Below are 18,355 nucleotides of genomic sequence, written 5' to 3' on the forward strand. Positions count from 1 at the left end.
GGCCAATCGACCCGGCGCAGTGTGCAGTGAACTTCAACGGAAGCGCGACCTAGCGCAACGAACGCGGCGCCGTGTCGCCGGCGGCGTCCTGGCGGCGCGTCACGCGCCGGGTGGTCATGGTCGGACGCGCCGCGCCGAACTCGGGCAGGACCCGGCCGCGCGCGCGGCTCGCGAACACGAGGAAGCCGAAGCCGTCCGCCTCGTACCAGTAACCGCCATTCTCGAGGCCTTCGATCGGCTGCTCGAGCGCGTGAGCGATCGATTCGATGCAGCGCTTGCGCAACTCGCTCGTGCCCGGATAGGGCGGCTGCGCACCGCGCACGCTGCACAGGAGCACGTCGAGCCCCGGCAGGATATGCGCATAGAGCACGGGCTCGTCCTGCGCGCGCGCACGCGCGATCTTGGTATCCAGTTGGCCGAAAGGTTTGAAATGGCTCAGCACGGCGAGAAATGACTCATCGCCGTCTGCCTTGACGCGTTTGCGCTTTTTCGGGAAGGACATAAAAATTCGCCTGAAAAAGGTGGATTGCAGTACACGCAGCGTTCCCATGCGACCACTCCCGGACTGGTGCGCCGCACGTCGATCCTTTATAGCACACGGATTTGCAGTGTTCATGAGGATAGAGATGGGGACGGTCCGCTTTAACGGCGCGCGGACCGCCTGAAGCGATCCGGCCTGCGCGGCGCGGCTTGCTGCCCCTGTTTCAACACCCTCATCGCGTTCGCAAACGCCATGCCGGATCGCACGTCGCGCTCATGTAGATATCCCGGCGCTCTCTCGCTTGTCTCCGTCTCAATAATAGACCTGTGTGTGCGCTCGGTGTGGCGAATTGCCGCAAAAAAGCGGGTTTTCCACGACGTGAGGTGTGTGGTGTCACATACATTGTCATCCTGAAAAATCGCGCAGATAATGTTGCGGTTCTGGTGCCCGCGGTTGCCTCCGGCGCCCTCAGCCAACCGGCATGGCGAGGGCGAACGCGGCGCGAGAGCTTGCAAAACGCATTGCAAAAAGCATGGCGAAAAGCACGGCGCGCCGCCCAGACCGCCACCGAACCAGACCGACATGAAACTCTTCGCCAAGGGGCTCTTGCTGATCGCGATTCCGAGCGTCATCGAACTGGCGCTGCTCGGCGTCGTGTTCGACACGCAGGGAAAGGCCGCGCTCGCGGCCAAACGCGCCGAGAACACGCAGCAAATCCTTTGGCAAGCCAACAGTCTCGTCGACCCGTTGCTGCGCGAAGCCGCGCGCGTGCGCACCGGCATCGTGCTCGAGGACCCTTCCTTCATCGATCGCCACGCCGTCTGGACCGAGTTCTCCGACCGCATCACGCTGCTCGCGCGCATGGTCGCCGACAATCCGCGCCAGCTCGCGCGCGTCGAGCGCATGCGCGACGCCGCCTATGCATGGCGCAAGGAAGCGGGTGATATTGCCGATGCGTTGCGCACGGGCCGTAGCGCGCCGTTCGCGCGCGTGGCGGGCAACGGCATGCCGCCCGAGATCGAAACGGTGCGCGAGGTGCTGGGCGAGTTCATCGCCGAGGAGACGCGGCTCGACGAGGCCCGCGCGGCGATGCTGCGCGAGACGCGCGAGCGCCAGCAGGACGCGCTGATTTTCGCCGTGGTGGGCTCGATGCTGATCTGGGCGTTCACGGCCATGGCGTTCGCGCGCAACGTGGGCGTGCGCCTCGCCGCGCTCGGCGCGAACGCCGAGCGTCTGGGCGATGGGGCGCCGCTCGCGCCGCCGCTCTCGGGCGGCGATGAAATCGCCGCGCTCGATGCGGTGCTCCATCAGACCAGCGCGCGGCTGCGCGTGGCCGATCGCGAGCAGGCCGCGCTGAAGGCACAGCTGCAGGCGCGCGCCGCGGATCTGGCGAGCGCCAACGAGCATTTGCGCCAGGAGAGTCAGGACAACGAGATGTTCATCTACAGCGTGTCGCATGATTTGCGCTCGCCGCTCGTGAACCTGCAGGGTTTTTCGAAGGAGTTGCAAGTATCGTGCGACGACTTGCGCGCGCAGGTCGACGCGGCGGGGCTGCCCGAACACGAATATCGCACGATGGCCGTAGTGCTCGACGGCGATGTCGACGAATCGCTGAAATTCCTGCGTCAGGCGGTGGCGCGCGCGGCGGCCATCATCGACGCGCTGCTGCGCATCTCGCGCGCCGGGCGGCTCGAATACCGCTGGCAGCGCGTCAACGTCGCGCGGGTCGTCGAGCGCGTGCTCGGCGGGCTCGCCGAGGAACGCGCGAAGGCCGCGCGCATCGAAGTGGGCGAGTTGCCGCCCGCGTGGGGCGATCCGGCGGCGCTCGAGCAGATCTTCGGCAACCTCATCGAGAACGCGCTGCACCATCTCGATCCCGCGCGACCGGGCAGGGTCGAGATCGGCGCGCTGGAGGCCGGCGGCGAATCCGCCGGCGAAGCCGGTAATGGCGCGGGAAAAGACCGAGGAAAATCAGCGGCCGGAGAGCCTGGCGAACGTACGCGGACTTATTTTGTGCGCGACAATGGCGTTGGTATCGCGCAGGCGTATCTGCCCAAGCTGTTCCGCGCGTTTCAGCGGCTGCACGGCGGCGAATCGCCGGGGCAGGGCACCGGCCTCGTGCTCGCCAGGCGCATTGCGGAGCGGCATGGCGGGCGCGTCTGGGTCGAATCGACCGAGGGCGCGGGTTCGACGTTCTTCGTCGCGCTGCCCGACCAGCCGTTGCGTACCACATAGCGGGTAATCTGGCGCGCGCTGCGCGGCAAGCTTTCAACAAGCCTTAAAAAGTTCATGCAGGACGTAGGAGAGTCGAGATGACGAACGGGGAACAGGTCAGCATCGTGCTGATCGAAGACGACGACGGGCATGCCACGCTGGTCGAGCGTAACCTGCGGCGGTCGGGGATCTCGAACGGCTTTCTGCGCTTTCGCGACGGCCAGGAAGCGCTTGATTACTTTTTCGGCACGCCGGGCGATAACCCGGCTGCGCAAGCGAACTGGCCGTCACGCGACGCGCTCGGCAATTTTGTCGTGCTGCTCGACCTGCGCATGCCGCGCGTGGACGGCTTCGAGGTGCTGCGGCGCCTGAAAGCGGAGCCTGCCACGGCGTCGGTCCCGGTGATCGTGCTCACGACCACCGACGACCCGCGCGAGATCGAACGCTGCTATGAACTCGGCTGCAACGTGTACATCACGAAACCGGTCGAATATGACGCGTTCATCGAGGCCGTTCGCCGGCTCGGCTTCTTTCTCCAGGTCGTCAAGCTGCCGCCGGGACATCGCTTCGTCCAGCCGCGGCCGGCCGGCACCCAGTAACGCACTACGCATGCATCACGCATGGACTCATCACGCATTGGCAATCGAATGGAAGAACAGCGGGAAGAACGGCGGGAAGAACGGCGGCAAACCGGACCCGGGCCCGAAGGGACGCTTCGCGCATGACTGAGGAAACCACGATGCTGGACGGCGCACGCGTGCTCGTCGTCGACGACGACGAAGGCATCCTGCGCCTCGCCCGCAAATCGCTGCTGCGCGCCGGGGCACGCGTGGACACCTGCACGGGTGTCGGGGAGGCGCGCGCGCTGCTCGCCGTGCAGACGCCCGACGTGCTCGTGCTCGACTATCAGCTCGACGGCGCGGAAACGGGCCTCGACTTCTTCCGCCGCCTGCGTGCCGACGACGTGCGCGTGCCGGCCATCCTCGTGACCGGCTTCACCGACGAATCCCGCGTGATCGCCGCGTTGCGCGCGGGCGTCTCGGACGTGGTGCCGAAATCGGGCGACTATCTCGACTATCTGCCCGAAGCCGTCGCGCGTGTGCTCTCGCAGGTCGCGCTGCAGCGCGCCTCCGACGAAGCGCTGCTCCTGCGCGACCGCGAAGAGCACTACCGCACGCTCTCGGAAGCCTTGCCGCACCTCGTGCTCACCTGCGGCGCCGACGGCAATTGCGACTTCGTCTCGAAGCAGTGGCTCGACTACACGGGCCTCGACGCGGGCCAGTCGCACGGTCTCGCGTGGCTCGACGCCGTGCATGCCGACGATCGCGAGGAAATTCGCCACACCTGGCTCAAGGCCGTGAGCAGCGGCGCTGCCGATTATCGACACGAGTTGCGGATTCGCCGCCACGATGGCATTTATCGATGGTTCGATGTCCGAATCGTTCCGATGCGCGACCCGCGCGGCGGCGTGAACAAATGGTTCGGCAGTTGCACCGACATCGACGCGCAGCGCGAAGCGACCCAGGAGCGCGAGCGCCTGCTCGCCTCGGAGCAGGCCGCGCGACAGACCGCCGAAGAAGCCAACCGCGCGAAAGACCGCTTCCTCGCCATGCTTTCGCACGAGCTGCGCACGCCGCTCACGCCGGTGCTCGCGGGCACGCGTCTGCTGGAGCAGATCCCGGGCCTGCCCGAGGCGGCACGCGCGGGCGTGCTGATGATCCGCCGCAATATCGAACTCGAGGCGCGTCTGATCGACGATCTGCTCGATCTCACTCGCGTGGCCAACGGCAAGCTGAGCCTGGCGCTCGAGACGGTCGACGTGCACGAGGTGATCGAGGCCGTGCTCGAGCTCTTCCACAGCGAAATCCAGATCAAGCAGCAGGACGTCCACGTCGATCTGCGCGCGCAGCAGCACTACGTGCGCGGCGACCGTGCGCGCCTGCAGCAGATGCTCTGGAACCTCGTGCGCAACGCCGCGAAGTTCACGCCCGACGGCGGCCACATCTACGTGCGCACGCGCGACGAGCGCATGCAGGTGGAGATCGAGGTCGAGGATACGGGCATCGGCATCGCGCCCGAGCAGATCGGCAAGCTTTTTCATGCCTTCGAGCAGGGCAGCCACAATCTCACGCGCCAGTTCGGCGGGCTCGGTCTAGGCCTCGCCGTGACACGTGCGCTGACCGAGGCGCATGGCGGCAACGTGAGCGCGAGGAGCCCCGGCGCGCATTGTGGCGCGACCTTCACCATCGTGCTGCCGACTGCGGCGCGCGGCGAGGGGGCGGCCGCGACCGCCGAGCTGCGCGGGCCGCACCGGGTGGGCGCGCTGAACATCCTGTTGATCGAGGATCACGAGGACACGGCCGAGGTCATGTCGCAGCTGATGCGCACGGGCGGCCACGAGGTGGCGGTGGCGGGCAGCGTGGCCGGCGCGCTCGCGCTCACGGCCAGCATGGCCTTCGACCTCGTGGTGAGCGACATCGGCCTGCCGGATGGCTCGGGCATCGACTTCATCCGGGCGTTTCGTGCGCAATCAACGGCGCCCGCCATCGCGCTCACCGGCTTCGGCACCGACGACGACGTGCGCCGCAGCGTCGAAGCGGGTTTTACCGCGCATCTCACGAAGCCCGTCAACTTCGAGCAGCTCGAACGGCTGATCGAAGAGGCCGCCGCCGCGCGCAGCACGGCGGCCGAGCCCGATTCCGCCGCGCCTCGTTCCTGACGGATCCGGGCACAGAAAAGCCCGCGCGGCTTTGCGGCGGCGCGGGCGTTTGTCCGGGCGCTCGTGCGGGCTCAGCGCGGATTGTTCTGCAGCGAATCGCGGATCTCGCGCAGCAGCAGCACGTCTTCGGGCGTGGGCGGCGGCTCGGCGGGCGCGGCCGCTTGCGGCTGGCGCAGCTTGTTGATGAACTTCACCATCAAAAAGATGATGAACGCGAGAATGACGAAGTTGATCACCGCGGTGATGAACGAGCCATAGCCGAACACGGCCACGCCCGCGGTCTGCAGATCCTTGTACGACTCGGGGTTGCCTTTGTAGCTGGCCGGAATGTGGCCGAGCCGCACGAACATGTTCGAGAAGTCGAGGCCGCCCGTGATCACGCCGATGACCGGCATGATGAGGTCTTTCACGATCGAGTTGACAATGCTCGAAAACGCGCCGCCGATGATCACACCGACGGCGAGATCCATCACGTTGCCTTTGACGGCGAATTCCTTGAACTCCTGGACGATGCTCATGAGCGGGCTCTCCCTGAATGGCGCAGCACGGGGCTGGGGTCAATACGGCGTATTGGCGCAATCATAGCGAACGACTCCGTATCGCGGTAGCAATTTGACATTCCCTGACCTTTTGCAGGGGACCGGCGACGAAGTCCCGGCGAACGCACGCGGCGTGCCCACCGCGCGTGCGTGCCGTTAGCGCGCGAGCGAGATCTGCTGGTGGAAGTTCGCCGGGTCGGTGTTGGTGCCACACAGCAGCACGCCGACGCGTTTGCCTTGCAGCGTGTCGCGCAGCGGCCCGAGCAAGCCCGCCGTGGCGGTGGCGCAAGCGGGCTCCACGGCGAGCTTGAGCTGCTCGAAGAGCACGCGCATCGCGCTGCGCAAGGCGTCGTCGGAGACCGTGACGACGCGCTCGAGATGACGGCGGCACAGCGTGTAGCTGTATTGCTCGGCATGCGGCGACATGAGCGAGTCGGCGATCGAGTGCATGTGGGTCAGGCGCACCGTGTGGTTCGCGGCGAAGCTGCGCGCCATCACGTCCGAGCCCTCGGGCTCGACGCCATACACGCGCACGCGCGGATTCGCCAGCCGCAGCGCGGTGGCGACGCCAGCCGCGAGCCCGCCGCCGCCAATGGGCACGACGACCGCGTCGAGATCGGGCGCCTGGGTGGCCCATTCGTAGCCGAGCGTGGCCGTGCCGAGCACCGTGCGATAGCCGTTGAAGGGATGCACGAAATAGCGTCCCTCGTCGGTCTCGATGCGGCGCACGATCTCGAACGCCTCGCTGCTGTTGCCCGCCACGACGATTTCCGCGCCGAAGCGCTTGCACTGCGCGACGCGTGCCGCGCTCGCGGTGCGAAAGAGCACGACCTTCGCGCTGATGCCGAGGCGCATCGCCGCATACGCGACCGCAATGGCGTGATTGCCGCCCGACACGCAGGTGACGCCGGCGCTGCGCTGCGCGGCGTCGAGTGCGAGCAGATGCGTGAAGGCGCCGCGCACCTTGAAGCTGCCGCTCGACTGCAGCAGCTCGAACTTGAAGTTCACGAGCGTCGCTTCGAGCGTGGACAGATCGTGGCGGTCGAACACCGGCGTGCGCAGCACCCACGGCGCGAGCGCGAAATGCTGCGAGGCGATCTCGTCGAGCGTGGGGATCGCCTCACCGTCGATCGTGTGACTGGTGGGCAGCGGCGCGGCGGTGGACATGATGGTGCGCGTCCGGCGTGGTTACCGTGCCAGGGCTTCGACGGACATGCCGCGCACGAGCTTGTGCAGGAAACCTTCGCAGGCCGCGAGCTGTTCGAGCGAGACGTATTCGTTCGGCTTGTGCGCCTGCTGGATGTCGCCGGGGCCGCACACCACGCTCGGAATGCCCGCGCGGGCGAACAGGCCCGCCTCGGTGCCATAAGCCACCTTGCGGCGCGCCTGGTCGGCCGTGAGCGCGCGCACGAGCTGCGTGATCGCGGCCTGCTCTGTGGCGTCGAGGCCCGGCGCGGCGGCGATCTTCGTGAACTCGATGGCGCCCACCGCGTGCTCGCGCTGCATCTTCGGCACCAGCGTTTCGCGCGCGTACTGCTCGATGCGCGCGAAGATCGTGTCGGGGTCGAGCGTCGGCAGATTGCGGAACTCGAATGCGAAGCGGCATTCGGCCGGCACTGTGTTGATGGCGTTGCCGCCTTCGATCGTGCTCGTCTGCGCGGTCGTGAACGGCACGTCGTACAGCTCGTCGAACGGACCGTTCGCGCGGAACTCGTCGGCCATGTCGCGGATGTAGCAGATGAGGCTTGCCGCGTACTCGATCGCGTTCAGGCCGCGCGGCGTGAGCGACGAATGGGCGGCCTGGCCGCGCACGCAGCACTGGTACGCGTTGATGCCCTTGTGCGCGACGATGGGGCGCATGCTGGTGGGCTCGCCCACGATGCAGCCTTCAGGCTTGACGCCGCGCTTCACGAGTTCTTCGATCATGAGCGGCGCGCCGATGCAGCCCACTTCCTCGTCGAACGAGAGCGCGAGATGCAGGGGCTTGGCCAGTTTCGTCTGCTGGATCTCGGGCAGGAGCGTGAGCGCCGCGCCGATGAAACCCTTCATGTCACAGGTGCCGCGGCCATAGAGCACGCCGTCGCGAATCTCGGGCTTGAACGGGTCGCTGTCCCATTTCTGGCCGTCCACGGGCACCACGTCGGTGTGGCCCGAGAGCACGATGCCGCCGTTCGTCTCGCCGTCGTGCGCGGGGATCGTGGCGAACAGGTTGGCCCATTTGCCGTCGCGGCCGTAAGTGAGTGTCGACTCGATGCCGCGCGCGCGCAGATCGTCGCGCACCGTCTCGATCAGGCCGAGATTCGGATGGCGGCTGACCGTATCCATCGAAACCAGACGGGTGACCCAGGGGAGCGAGGCGGGAAGGGCGGCGGAAGGCGTGGACGACTGCGCTGTTTCAGCGGCTAGGGACATGTTGGACTCCAGCTTGCTTGTATTCTTCATCTTACCCAAAAAGAATGCGCCAAGCCAAAGCGCCTGAAGCCGGCAAGCGCAACGCTCTATTGCGCTTGCCGGTCGTTAGTCGGCGATGCCGCGCCGCAGCATCGCCCGTGCCGCGACGCCGCTGTGGCAGCGGTCAGCGCGATGCGCTAGCGCGATTGGGCGCACCGAGCGCGCGCAAGGTCTCCTTGACGGTCGCCACGCGCACCGCGAGATCGGGGCTGCGCGTTTCGATGCGCAGCTTGTCCTGTCCCGCGAGCTTGATGTGCTTGTGCTTCTGCACCATCTCGATGATGCGCATGGCGTCCACGGGCGGATTCGGCACGAACTGGAGGCCAATGACCGCTTCGCCCGCATCGATCTTCGTGATGCCGAGCGGCTTGGCCGCCAGACGCAGGCGGTGCGTTTCGATCAGCGCATGCGCCTGCGCCGGCATCTTGCCGAAGCGGTCGATCAGCTCTTCCTGAATGCCGTCGATCGAATCGTCGTGCTCGCAGTTCGCGAGCCGCTTGTAGAGCGACAGGCGCTCCTGCACGTCGCCGCAATAGTCGGCGGGCAGGATGGCGGGCGCGTGCAGGTTGATCTCGGTGGTTGCCGCGAGCGGCGCGTTCAGATCGGGCTCGCGGCCGTCTTTCAGCGCCTTCACCGCATCGTTGAGCATGTCCGTATACAACTGGAAGCCGATCTCCTGGATCTCGCCCGACTGCTTGTCGCCGAGCACCTCGCCCGTGCCGCGAATTTCCAGGTCGTGCATCGCCAGATAGAAGCCCGAACCGAGTTCCTCCATCTGCTGAATGGCTTCGAGCCGGCGTTGCGCCTGCTTCGTGAGCCCTTGCGGATCGTGCACGAGCAAATACGCGTACGCCTGGTGGTGCGAGCGCCCGACGCGGCCGCGCAACTGGTGCAGCTGCGCGAGACCGAACTTGTCGGAACGGTGGATGAGGATCGTGTTCGCCGTCGGCACGTCGATGCCCGTCTCGATGATCGTCGTACAGAGCAGCACGTTCGCGCGTTGCGCCACGAAATCGCGCATCACGGTTTCGAGTTCGCGCTCGTGCATCTGGCCGTGCGCCACGGCGATGCGCGCTTCCGGCACGAGCGCTTCGAGCATCGCACGGCGGTTCTCGATGGTCTCGACCTCGTTGTGCAGGAAGTACACCTGGCCGCCGCGCTTGAGCTCGCGCAGCATGGCCTCGCGAATCACGCTGTCTTCCTCGCGGCGCACGAAGGTCTTGATGGCGAGGCGCTTTTGCGGCGCGGTCGCGATCACGGAGAAGTCGCGCAGGCCTTCGAGCGCCATGCCGAGGGTACGCGGAATCGGCGTGGCGGTGAGCGTGAGCACGTCGACTTCCGCGCGCAATGCCTTGAGCGCCTCTTTCTGGCGCACGCCGAAGCGGTGCTCCTCGTCGATGATGACGAGCCCGAGGCGCTTGAACTGAACATCGGACGAAAGCAGCTTGTGCGTGCCGATCACGATATCGACGCTGCCGTCGTTGATCTGCTGGATCGCGCCGCTCACTTCCTTGGCGGACTTGAAGCGCGACAGCTCGGCGATGCGCACGGGCCACTCGGAAAAGCGGTCCGTGAAGGTCTGCGTGTGCTGCTCGGCGAGCAGCGTGGTGGGCGAGAGAATCGCCACCTGCTTGCCGCCCATCACGGCGATGAACGCCGCGCGCAATGCCACTTCCGTCTTGCCGAAGCCGACGTCGCCGCACACGAGACGGTCCATCGGCTTGCCGCTCGTCATGTCGCCGATCACGGCGGCGATGGCGGCGGCCTGGTCGGGCGTTTCCTCGAAGCCGAAACTCTCCGCGAACTTGACGTAGTCGCGCGGTTCGAGCGCGAACGCGTGGCCCTCGCGTGCGGCGCGGCGCGCGTAGAGGTTCAAAAGCTCGGCGGCCGTGTCGCGGATCTGCTGCGCGGCCTTGCGGCGCGCCTTTTCCCACTGGCCCGAGCCGAGCGCGTGCAGCGGCGCGCTATCGGGATCGGCGCCGCTGTAGCGCGAAATCACGTGCAGTTGCGACACCGGCACGTAGAGCTTGCTGCCGTTTGCGTATTCGAGGTGCAGGAACTCGGTATCGCCTTCGCCGAGGTCCATCGTCACCAGGCCGTGATAGCGGCCGATGCCGTGCTGCGCATGGACCACCGGATCGCCCACTTTCAGTTCGGAGAGGTCGCGCACCATCGAATCGACGTTGCTCGCCTGCTCCTGGCGGCGGCGCCCGGCGCGTCGCGCGAGCGGGCCGTACAGTTCAGTCTCGGTGATGACCGCGAGTTCCTCGCCCGGCAGCGAAAAGCCCGTGGAAAGGGGCGCGACGCCCATCGCGAAACGCTCGTCGCCGGTGAGCCAGTCCTCGAAGCTGTCCGCGCCCGCAGGGCGCAGACGGTTGTCGGCGAGCAGCTGCGCGATGGTTTCGCGCCGGCCCGCCGATTCCACCGCGAACAGCACGCGGTTCTTCGTCGTCTCGAGATACGCGCGCAGCGATGCGAGCGGGTCGTCGGCGTGGCGGTCGATCGCGAGGCTCGGCAGCGCCGTGGCCCAGCCGCCCGCGCTCGTGGCGGGCAGCACTAGGCGCGCGAACGGCTTCGCGAACGTGAAGAAGTCCTCGTCGGTCAGGAACAGGCGCTGCGGTTCCAGGATCGGCCGCTCGCGGTCGTGCGAGAGGAAGTTGTGGCGCTGCTTCGTGTCGTTCGTGAAGCGGCGGATCGACGTGTCGAGGTCGCCCGAGAACACCAGCTGGGCGTTTGCCGGCAGATAGTGGAAAAGCGTCGCCGTCTCTTCGAAAAAGAGCGGCAGGTAGTATTCGATGCCCGCCGACGGCACGCCGTTGCCCATGTCCTTGTAGATCGTCGCGCGGCTCGGGTCGCCCTCGAACACCTCGCGCCAGCGGCTGCGAAACGCCGTGCGCGCGGCTTCGTCGAACGGGAACTCGCGGCCCGGCAGCAGGCGCACGTCCTTCACGGGATAGAGGCTGCGCTGGCTGTCCGGATCGAACGCGCGGATCGAGTCGACCTGGTCGTCGAAGAGGTCGATGCGGTAGGGCAGCGGCGAGCCCATCGGAAAGAGGTCGATGAGCGAGCCGCGCACGCAGTATTCGCCCGGGCGCACCACCTGGCTCACGTGCTCGTAGCCCGCGAGCGTGAGCTGCGACTTGAGCTTCGCTTCGTCGAGGCGCTCGCCCTGCGAGAACGAGAACGTATAGGCCGCGAGAAACGAGGCGGGCGGCATGCGATAGAGCGCCGTGGTGGCCGGCACGATGAGAATGTCGCAGCGGCCTTCGCCGAGATCGTGCAGCGTCGCGAGGCGCTCGGAAACGAGGTCCTGGTGCGGCGAGAACGTGTCGTACGGCAGCGTTTCCCAGTCGGGCAGAAGCCGTACACGCGCCTCGGGCGCGAAGAACGGAATCTCCTGGGCGAGGCGCTGCGCGTCCACGGCGCTCGCGCAGATCACGGCCAGCAGCGGCGCACGGGCGGCGCTGGCGCGCGCGGCCTCGCGGTAGCGGGCGATCAGGAGCGCGTCGGACGAGCCGTGCGTGCCGTCGAACGCGTAGCGCTGCCCCGGCTTGACGACGGCAACGGGGGACGGAGATTGCGAGGAAGCGGCGATATCGGACATGGGCAACAGGGTGGCCGACGATTGTGTCGGCGCTTGTGTCGGTATGGTGGCCAGTTCAGTTCAGTTCGGGCACGGTGCAACGCCGGAATATGGGGGCCGGTTTGTGGTCTTCAAGCGAATTCGGCGCGGTTTTTCCTTAGGTTGCGCGGGCATTCCATGGCCGTTTTGCGGGCGTCCGGCGTGCGGGTAAGGGACCTATTATAAAATCCGTCCTTTACTTTGACTCATGCGGCTCGCGACACCGTGACTTCACGCCTCTTTGCCCTGATTCCGTGCGCCGGCACCGGCAGCCGTTCGGGCTCGGCCATGCCGAAACAATATCGAATCGTTGCCGGACGCGACCTCCTGCACTATACGCTTGCCGCTTTTGACGCCTGCAACGAATTCTCGCAGACGCTCGTGGTGATTTCTCCCGACGATAACCACTTCGACGCCCGGCGCTTCGGCGGCTTGCGCTTTGCGGTGCGCCGCTGCGGCGGCGCCTCGCGGCAGGCTTCGGTCTACAACGGCCTCGCCGCGCTCGCCGAATTCGGCGCAACCGACGACGACTGGGTGCTCGTGCACGACGCCGCGCGCCCCGGCATCACGCCCGCGCTGATCCGCGCGCTCGTCGAGTCGCTCACGGACGACCCCGTGGGCGGCATCATGGCGCTGCCGGTGGCCGACACGCTCAAGCGCGTCGCGCCGAAGGACCCCGCGGCGCCCGGCGCGCATATCGCGCGCACCGAATCGCGCGACGGCCTCTGGCAGGCCCAGACCCCGCAGATGTTCCGCATCGGCATGCTGCGCACGGCCATCGAGCGCGCGCAGCAGGACGGCCACGATCTCACCGACGAAGCGAGCGCGATCGAATGGCTCGGTCACGCGCCGCGGCTCGTGCAGGGCAGCCTGCGCAACTTCAAGGTGACGTACCCCGAAGATTTCGCGCTCGCCGAAGCGATCCTCAGCCGGCCCGCAGAGTAAGCGCGCCGCAATCCCTTTACCCGGAACCCCAACCATGGACATCAGAATCGGACAAGGCTACGACGTGCACGCGCTGGTGCCCGGCCGCCCGCTCGTGCTCGGCGGCGTGACGATCCCCTACGATCGCGGCCTGCTCGGCCACTCGGACGCCGACGTGCTGCTGCACGCCATCACCGACGCGCTGTTCGGCGCCGCTGCGCTCGGCGACATCGGCCGCCATTTCCCCGACACCGACAAGCAGTTCTGCGGCGCGAACAGCCGCGTGCTGCTGCGCGAATGTCTGCGCCGCGTGCAGGAGGCGGGCTTCACGCTCATGAACGTCGACACCACGGTGATCGCGCAGGCGCCCAAGCTCGCGCCGCACATCGAATCGATGCGCCAGACGATCGCCGAAGACCTGAACCTGCCGGTCGAGCGCGTCAACGTGAAGGCGAAGACCAATGAAAAGCTCGGCTATCTCGGCCGCAGCGAAGGGATCGAAGCGCAGGCGGCGGTACTGCTGCTGCGCGTGTGAGCGGTGACTACCCTCATTTTGAAGGGTTGAACGGCCCGAGCAGGGCGCGTGCCTGCTCCGAACCTGACGGCGATGATTGCAGCTGCAATCATCGCCGTTGCTTTTCTTGCCGATTAATTTCCGTTTTTTTCGTCCCATACTGAACCGGGTAACCGGAAGTGGGGAGGACGATGGCGGGAGTTGAAAGACGCGTGAAAGGCCTCGATGGCCTGCGGGCGCTGGCAGTGGTGCTCGTTTTCCTCTCGCACAAGGCCCACGTCGACGCGATCGACGCGGGCAAGATCGGCGTCTGGCTGTTCTTTCTGATCAGCGGCTATCTGATCATCGGTGAGCTGCATCGCAATCGGGTCCGCATCGAGCAGCACGGCGTGCGCACGGCCGCGCTGCTGTACGTCTTTTTCATGAAGCGCACGCTGCGCATTTTTCCCGTGTATTACCTGCTGCTCGTGGCGCTCACCATCGCGCATGCGAGCTTCTATCAGCGCGATGTCGATCTCGGGCTCGCCTGGCATTTCGTATTCCTCTCCAATTACTGGATCGGCGTGGTGCACGACGGCTGGCCCGGCACCGTGTCGCACTTCTGGAGCCTGGCGGTCGAGCAGCAGTTCTATCTCGTCGCGCCATTCGCGCTGCTATTCGTGCGCGCCTCGCGCCATCTCATGCTCTGCGCGGTGGTCATCGCGGCGGCTGCGTTCGCGCATCTCGCGCTCTATGCGGAAGGGGCGATTGCGCCGCTCATCTACGCATTCTCGCCGTGGAATTTCGCCATGCTGGCGCTCGGCGGCGCACTGGCGATTGGCGGCGCGCCCGTGCCATTGCGCCCGGGGGCGTTGAGTTCGCTGTGGTTCGTTGGGGCATGTGCGGCGATCGCCGGCTTCGCGCTGGCGCGCGCCGATTGCGCGGACTGCGCCGAAGGCGTGACGAGCGCGACGATGCTGCCGGGCTGCCTCGACATCGGGCTCGCGCTCTCGCTCGGCGCGCTGTTCCTGTGGCTCGTGCGCCGTCAGGACAGCGTGCTGGTCGCGGCGCTGGAACTGCGGCCGCTGGCGTATCTCGGCACGATCAGCTACGGCTTCTATCTGTTTCACAACCTCGTGCCGGCGCGCCTCGGCGTGGCGCCGGGACTCTATACGAGGTTCCATGTGCCCGGGCTGGCGCAGCCGGTCCTCGCGCTCGTGCTGCAGTTCGCGCTGGCCGTGCTGCTCGCGCATCTGTCGTGGCAGGTGCTGGAAAAGCGCGTGCTCGAGTGGAAGCGGCCGCTCGAAACGGCGATCCGCAACCGCCTGCCCACCCGCGCCGCCGCGAGCCAGACGTGATGCCCGCCGGCGCGAGGCCTAGAGCGTCCCGCCGCCGACTTCGCGGCCGTCCGGACACAGCTCGCCGGTCTGCAACCCGTCGAGCACGCGCAGCACTTCCTCGGCGCTGCGCCCGACGTTGAGGTTGTTCACCGTGACATGCTGGATCGTGTTGTCGGGATCGACGATGAACGTCGCGCGCAGCGCCACGCCCGCTTCCTTGTCGCGTATGCCGAGCTGATCGATGAGTTCGCCTTTCACGTCGCCGAACGAATAGTGATTGAGGCGATCGAGCGTCTTGTCCTCGCGTCGCCACGCGAGCTTCACATATTCGTTGTCGCAGCTGCCGCCCATCACGACCGTTTCGCGGTCATCGAATTCCTTGATGAGCCGTGCGAACGCGACGATCTCGGTGGGGCACACGAGCGTGAAATCCTTGGGGTAGAAGTAGATGACCTTCCACTTGTTGGCGAAGGTCTGCTCGGTGATCTCGGTGAACGCCGATTCGCCGTTTTCTTCGGGATGGTTGAAGCCGGGCTTCGCGGCCGTGACGGTAAAGGCTTCGAGTTTGTCGCCGACGGTTTTCATGGCGGAGGTCCTCAGACGAGAGACGGGCCGGGCGGCCCGCTTTGCCGCCGCGCGCGCGGTGCCAGACTCGGCCACAGGCGGCGGCGTGCCCATGAAAACCATTGTCGCAGGTGCGGGCGGCGCGTGGTGCGACGGTGCGCCGCCGCCGGGTCTCGATCAATAGGGGAGGAGGCTCAAGCGCCCTTGGCGAGCGGGAACTCGATCGTCACCTCGAGGCCGGGGCCCGGCAGCCGGTTGCGCAGGCGCAGCGCGCCGCGATAGCGGCCCACGAGGCGCTGCACGATGGCCATGCCGAGGCCCGTACCGTTGGCCTGCGTGCGGGCCGTATCGACGCGGTAAAACGGCCGCGTGACGAGCGGCAGCTGATCCTCGGGAATGCCCGGGCCTTCGTCGACCACGGAAAGCTCGACGCGCGAATGCGAGACGCGCGTTTCGAGCATGATGTGCGGAATGCCGTCGGTTTCGCTTGCGCCGTACTTGCGCGCGTTTTCGATCAGGTTGCCCACGACGCGGCGCATGTCCGTGTCGTCGGCTTCGATCATGGCCGAAGGCGCGAGCCGCGTGATGAGACGCACGCCGTCTTCGCTCGCCATGCGCGCGGCCATCTCGCCGGCGATGATCGAGAGGTCGACGCGCTCGGGCATGCGCTGGGTCGGCCGTGCGTAATCGAGGAAGCGGCCGATGATCATGTCCATCTGCTCGATGTCGTCGATCATCGCGTCCTTGGTGGCCTGATCGGATGGACTCATCTCCGTCTCGAGCCGCAGGCGCGCGAGCGGCGTGCGCAAATCGTGCGAGATGCCCGCGAGCATCAGCGCGCGGTCGGCCTCCAGCTGCTCGAGGTCGCGCACCATCTGGTTGAACGAGCGATTCGTTTCGGCCGCGACGCCCATGCCGCGCTCAGGCAAGGGCGCGGGCGGCTGCCCCGAGCCCAGCATGCGCGCCGACATGGCGAGGCGCGCGAATGGCCGGTTCACGAGACTCGTGATGAAGGCCGCCCCGAAGAGCGATAGCGCAAGCGCAGAGACACCCCATCCGACCCACTGCAAGCCTGTGACGTTGTCGAGCTGGTCGCGGTCGAGCGCGACCCAGTAGTCGTCTTCGTCGATCTTGAAGCTGATCCACACGCCCGGAATATCGTTCACGGACTGCGCGATGACGGTGTCGTCACCAAGACGCCCGCGGATGTCGTGCTCGATCAGACGATTGAGCGACTCGTCGGGCTGGAGCTTGTATTTGTCGGTGGTTTCGCGCGGGTACACGCGCACGCCCTCGTTGCTCTCGAGATCCTGCAGTAGCGCGCGGCGCAGATCGGGATCGGAGTAGAGGAGCGCCGTGCGCGTGAGCTTGACGATCGCGACGAGCTGGAGCGCCACGCGCTGCGCGCGCGGCTCCCGCTCGATCACGCGAAAGCTCTGGAACCACGCGGCGAGACTCACCGCGATGAGAAGGGCGATCAACAGGAAGGTGCGCCAGAACAGATCGCCGAACGCGAGCGTGAGCAAACGCCGGTCAATCCCCATGGGCCCTTCCCGTTTCAACAGAGGCAGTGCAGACAACGAGACACCATTCAGGATCAGGCGGCGCCGTCGGGAATGAACACGTAGCCGAGGCCCCAGACCGTTTGAATGAAACGCGGGCTGCCCGGATCAGGTTCGATGAGCTTGCGCAGGCGCGAGATCTGCACGTCGAGGCTGCGGTCGAACACTTCGTATTCACGGCCGCGCGCCAGCTCCATGAGCTTTTCGCGCGAGAGCGGCTGGCGCGGGTGACGCGCGAACACCTTGAGCACCGAGAATTCGCCCGTGGTGAGCGGAATTTCCTGGCCGGCCTTGGTGAGCGTGCGCGTGGCGAGATTCAACGCGAATTCACCGAACTCGAACACTTCGGTGGTTTCCGAGGGCGCGCCCGGCAGTTCGGACGGCGCCTGGCGGCGCAGCACCGCGTGAATGCGTGCGACGAGTTCGCGCGGGTTGAAGGGCTTGGGCAGATAGTCGTCGGCACCCATTTCGAGGCCGACGATGCGGTCCACGTCCTCGCCCTTGGCGGTGAGCATGATGATGGGCGTGCGGTCGTTGCTGCCGCGCAGACGCCGGCAGATCGACAGGCCGTCTTCGCCTGGCAGCATGAGGTCGAGCACCAGCAGGTCGAAACGCTCGCGCACCCACAGCTTGTTCATGGCGGGGGCGTTTTCGGCCACATAGACATTGAAGCCTTGCTCGCCGAGGTAGCGGCGCAGCAGGTCCCGCAGTCGGGGATCGTCATCGACAACGAGAATTTTGGACGGGTTTTTGGTTTCCATGCCTGGCATCTTAGCGCGATTGGATACTGATGCGAGTTTGCACCAATTATCAGGTTACAGTCAGTTACAAAATTTACCCGTGCTGTGCCACGACCGCAAGCACCGACAGATAGACTTCTTTACGTAAAGCGGCAGTTCGGTAGATACTTCATTCGACTTTAAAATTCATGCCCGCGCCGAGCCGGGTTCGCACATGTATTCGAGGTAGCCGTTTGCCGCGTCAAGAAGGGAACAAAACGATGGGAGGGGTCAGGCCGACAATGCGCCACACCATGCTTGCACTGGCGCTAGCCGGTGGCGTGGCGGCTGCACTGGAGTCGGTGCCGGCCCGGGCCCAGCCCTCCGCAGACCGCTACGAGAACTCTCAGTCCTCCGCTCGTTCGCCGGGCGGCAAACCGTCGATGCGGCGCGTACGCAGCGACACGATCCCGCGCCCCGCATCGGACATCAACCAGCGTCCCGCAGTTCCCCCCGATCTCGATCAGCGTCGCCGCGACGGCCATATGACGCCCGATGAGCGGCGCCTCCTGCGCCAGCATATCGAAGACGCCGTGCGCGAACTGTACAAGCGCTGATACTGCGGCGCGCGTAAATGCGGCTCTGCTGCGAAAGTGCCGCGATAACGTTTACGCAATTTTCTCTGCGCACCTCGCGCACGCCTTTCTCGCGCCTTTCATGATTTTAT

General features: G+C 66.3%; 15 protein-coding genes. 7 read left to right on the top strand and 8 right to left on the bottom strand.

Going from position 1 to position 18,355, the window contains the following annotated elements; genetic code table 11:
* Positions 1–49: 49 nt before the first annotated feature.
* On the bottom strand, positions 50–550 hold the full coding sequence (locus AB4Y42_RS03455; RefSeq protein WP_028206958.1) for a hypothetical protein: 501 nt from the start codon (positions 548–550) through the stop codon (positions 50–52).
* Positions 551–1,063: 513 nt separating this feature from the next.
* On the opposite strand from AB4Y42_RS03455, the gene AB4Y42_RS03460 reads away from it, so the two are divergent.
* The 3 genes from AB4Y42_RS03460 (at position 1,064) to AB4Y42_RS03470 (ending at position 5,414) form a co-directional block, all read left to right on the top strand.
* On the top strand, positions 1,064–2,716 hold the full coding sequence (locus AB4Y42_RS03460) for an ATP-binding protein (RefSeq protein ID WP_368685970.1): 1,653 nt from the start codon (positions 1,064–1,066) through the stop codon (positions 2,714–2,716).
* Between the two features lie 77 nt (positions 2,717–2,793).
* The gene (locus AB4Y42_RS03465; protein ID WP_368685971.1) at positions 2,794–3,294 is read left to right on the top strand and encodes a response regulator; all 501 of its coding nucleotides are present in this window, start codon (positions 2,794–2,796) and stop codon (positions 3,292–3,294) included.
* 122 nt (positions 3,295–3,416) lie between these two features.
* On the top strand, positions 3,417–5,414 hold the full coding sequence (locus tag AB4Y42_RS03470; RefSeq protein WP_368685972.1) for a response regulator: 1,998 nt from the start codon (positions 3,417–3,419) through the stop codon (positions 5,412–5,414).
* Between the two features lie 71 nt (positions 5,415–5,485).
* Here the strand turns inward: AB4Y42_RS03470 and mscL are convergent, their stop codons facing one another.
* From mscL to mfd, 4 genes are all read right to left on the bottom strand, one after another.
* A complete protein-coding gene (gene mscL, locus AB4Y42_RS03475) occupies positions 5,486–5,932 on the bottom strand; it encodes a large conductance mechanosensitive channel protein MscL (RefSeq protein WP_069268109.1) in 447 nt (148 codons plus the stop codon).
* Positions 5,933–6,109: 177 nt separating this feature from the next.
* Entirely contained in the window at positions 6,110–7,120 is a 1,011-nt protein-coding gene (locus AB4Y42_RS03480) for a threonine/serine dehydratase (RefSeq protein ID WP_368685973.1), read from the bottom strand.
* A gap of 21 nt (positions 7,121–7,141) precedes the next feature.
* Positions 7,142–8,365, bottom strand: coding sequence for an acetylornithine deacetylase (argE, locus tag AB4Y42_RS03485; RefSeq protein ID WP_368693415.1), 1,224 nt, complete (start codon positions 8,363–8,365; stop codon positions 7,142–7,144).
* 163 nt (positions 8,366–8,528) lie between these two features.
* Positions 8,529–12,008 carry a transcription-repair coupling factor gene (gene mfd / locus AB4Y42_RS03490; protein ID WP_368693416.1) on the bottom strand — a complete coding sequence of 1,160 codons (3,480 nt, stop codon included), beginning with the start codon at positions 12,006–12,008 and terminating at the stop codon, positions 8,529–8,531.
* A gap of 243 nt (positions 12,009–12,251) precedes the next feature.
* Here mfd and ispD point away from each other — a divergent pair, with 243 nt between their 5' ends.
* The 3 genes from ispD (at position 12,252) to AB4Y42_RS03505 (ending at position 14,801) form a co-directional block, all read left to right on the top strand.
* Positions 12,252–12,971, top strand: coding sequence for a 2-C-methyl-D-erythritol 4-phosphate cytidylyltransferase (gene ispD / locus AB4Y42_RS03495; RefSeq protein ID WP_368693417.1), 720 nt, complete (start codon positions 12,252–12,254; stop codon positions 12,969–12,971).
* Positions 12,972–13,005: 34 nt separating this feature from the next.
* On the top strand, positions 13,006–13,485 hold the full coding sequence (ispF, locus tag AB4Y42_RS03500) for a 2-C-methyl-D-erythritol 2,4-cyclodiphosphate synthase (protein WP_368693418.1): 480 nt from the start codon (positions 13,006–13,008) through the stop codon (positions 13,483–13,485).
* 191 nt (positions 13,486–13,676) lie between these two features.
* The gene (locus AB4Y42_RS03505; protein ID WP_368693419.1) at positions 13,677–14,801 is read left to right on the top strand and encodes an acyltransferase family protein; all 1,125 of its coding nucleotides are present in this window, start codon (positions 13,677–13,679) and stop codon (positions 14,799–14,801) included.
* Between the two features lie 18 nt (positions 14,802–14,819).
* Here AB4Y42_RS03505 and AB4Y42_RS03510 read toward each other — a convergent pair whose 3' ends face one another.
* The 3 genes from AB4Y42_RS03510 to ompR form a co-directional block, all read right to left on the bottom strand.
* Entirely contained in the window at positions 14,820–15,368 is a 549-nt protein-coding gene (locus tag AB4Y42_RS03510) for a peroxiredoxin (protein ID WP_069268103.1), read from the bottom strand.
* A 173-nt stretch (positions 15,369–15,541) separates the two neighbouring features.
* Positions 15,542–16,891: an ATP-binding protein gene (locus AB4Y42_RS03515; protein ID WP_368693420.1), complete on the bottom strand. Its 1,350-nt coding sequence runs from the start codon at positions 16,889–16,891 to the stop codon at positions 15,542–15,544.
* A gap of 53 nt (positions 16,892–16,944) precedes the next feature.
* Positions 16,945–17,670 (bottom strand): two-component system response regulator OmpR, encoded by a 726-nt coding sequence (ompR, locus tag AB4Y42_RS03520; protein ID WP_035514479.1) that lies wholly within the window; start codon positions 17,668–17,670, stop codon positions 16,945–16,947.
* A 260-nt stretch (positions 17,671–17,930) separates the two neighbouring features.
* Between ompR and AB4Y42_RS03525 the strand changes: the two genes are divergently transcribed.
* Positions 17,931–18,245: a hypothetical protein gene (locus AB4Y42_RS03525; protein WP_324151198.1), complete on the top strand. Its 315-nt coding sequence runs from the start codon at positions 17,931–17,933 to the stop codon at positions 18,243–18,245.
* The last annotated feature ends 110 nt before the right edge of the window (positions 18,246–18,355 follow it).

The organism is Paraburkholderia sp. EG286B, from assembly GCF_040965655.1.
Taxonomy (GTDB): domain Bacteria; phylum Pseudomonadota; class Gammaproteobacteria; order Burkholderiales; family Burkholderiaceae; genus Paraburkholderia.

Bases quoted from the DNA above. Each gene is read 5' to 3' on its own strand.
- AB4Y42_RS03455 (WP_028206958.1), bottom strand. From the start codon at position 550: ATGGGAACGCTGCGTGTACTGCAATCCACCTTTTTCAGGCGAATTTTT.
- AB4Y42_RS03460 (WP_368685970.1), top strand. From the start codon at position 1,064: ATGAAACTCTTCGCCAAGGGGCTCTTGCTGATCGCGATTCCGAGCGTC.
- AB4Y42_RS03465 (WP_368685971.1), top strand. From the start codon at position 2,794: ATGACGAACGGGGAACAGGTCAGCATCGTGCTGATCGAAGACGACGAC.
- AB4Y42_RS03470 (WP_368685972.1), top strand. From the start codon at position 3,417: ATGACTGAGGAAACCACGATGCTGGACGGCGCACGCGTGCTCGTCGTC.
- mscL (WP_069268109.1), bottom strand. From the start codon at position 5,932: ATGAGCATCGTCCAGGAGTTCAAGGAATTCGCCGTCAAAGGCAACGTG.
- AB4Y42_RS03480 (WP_368685973.1), bottom strand. From the start codon at position 7,120: ATGTCCACCGCCGCGCCGCTGCCCACCAGTCACACGATCGACGGTGAG.
- argE (WP_368693415.1), bottom strand. From the start codon at position 8,365: ATGTCCCTAGCCGCTGAAACAGCGCAGTCGTCCACGCCTTCCGCCGCC.
- mfd (WP_368693416.1), bottom strand. From the start codon at position 12,008: ATGTCCGATATCGCCGCTTCCTCGCAATCTCCGTCCCCCGTTGCCGTC.
- ispF (WP_368693418.1), top strand. From the start codon at position 13,006: ATGGACATCAGAATCGGACAAGGCTACGACGTGCACGCGCTGGTGCCC.
- AB4Y42_RS03510 (WP_069268103.1), bottom strand. From the start codon at position 15,368: ATGAAAACCGTCGGCGACAAACTCGAAGCCTTTACCGTCACGGCCGCG.
- AB4Y42_RS03515 (WP_368693420.1), bottom strand. From the start codon at position 16,891: ATGGGGATTGACCGGCGTTTGCTCACGCTCGCGTTCGGCGATCTGTTC.
- ompR (WP_035514479.1), bottom strand. From the start codon at position 17,670: ATGGAAACCAAAAACCCGTCCAAAATTCTCGTTGTCGATGACGATCCC.
- AB4Y42_RS03525 (WP_324151198.1), top strand. From the start codon at position 17,931: ATGCGCCACACCATGCTTGCACTGGCGCTAGCCGGTGGCGTGGCGGCT.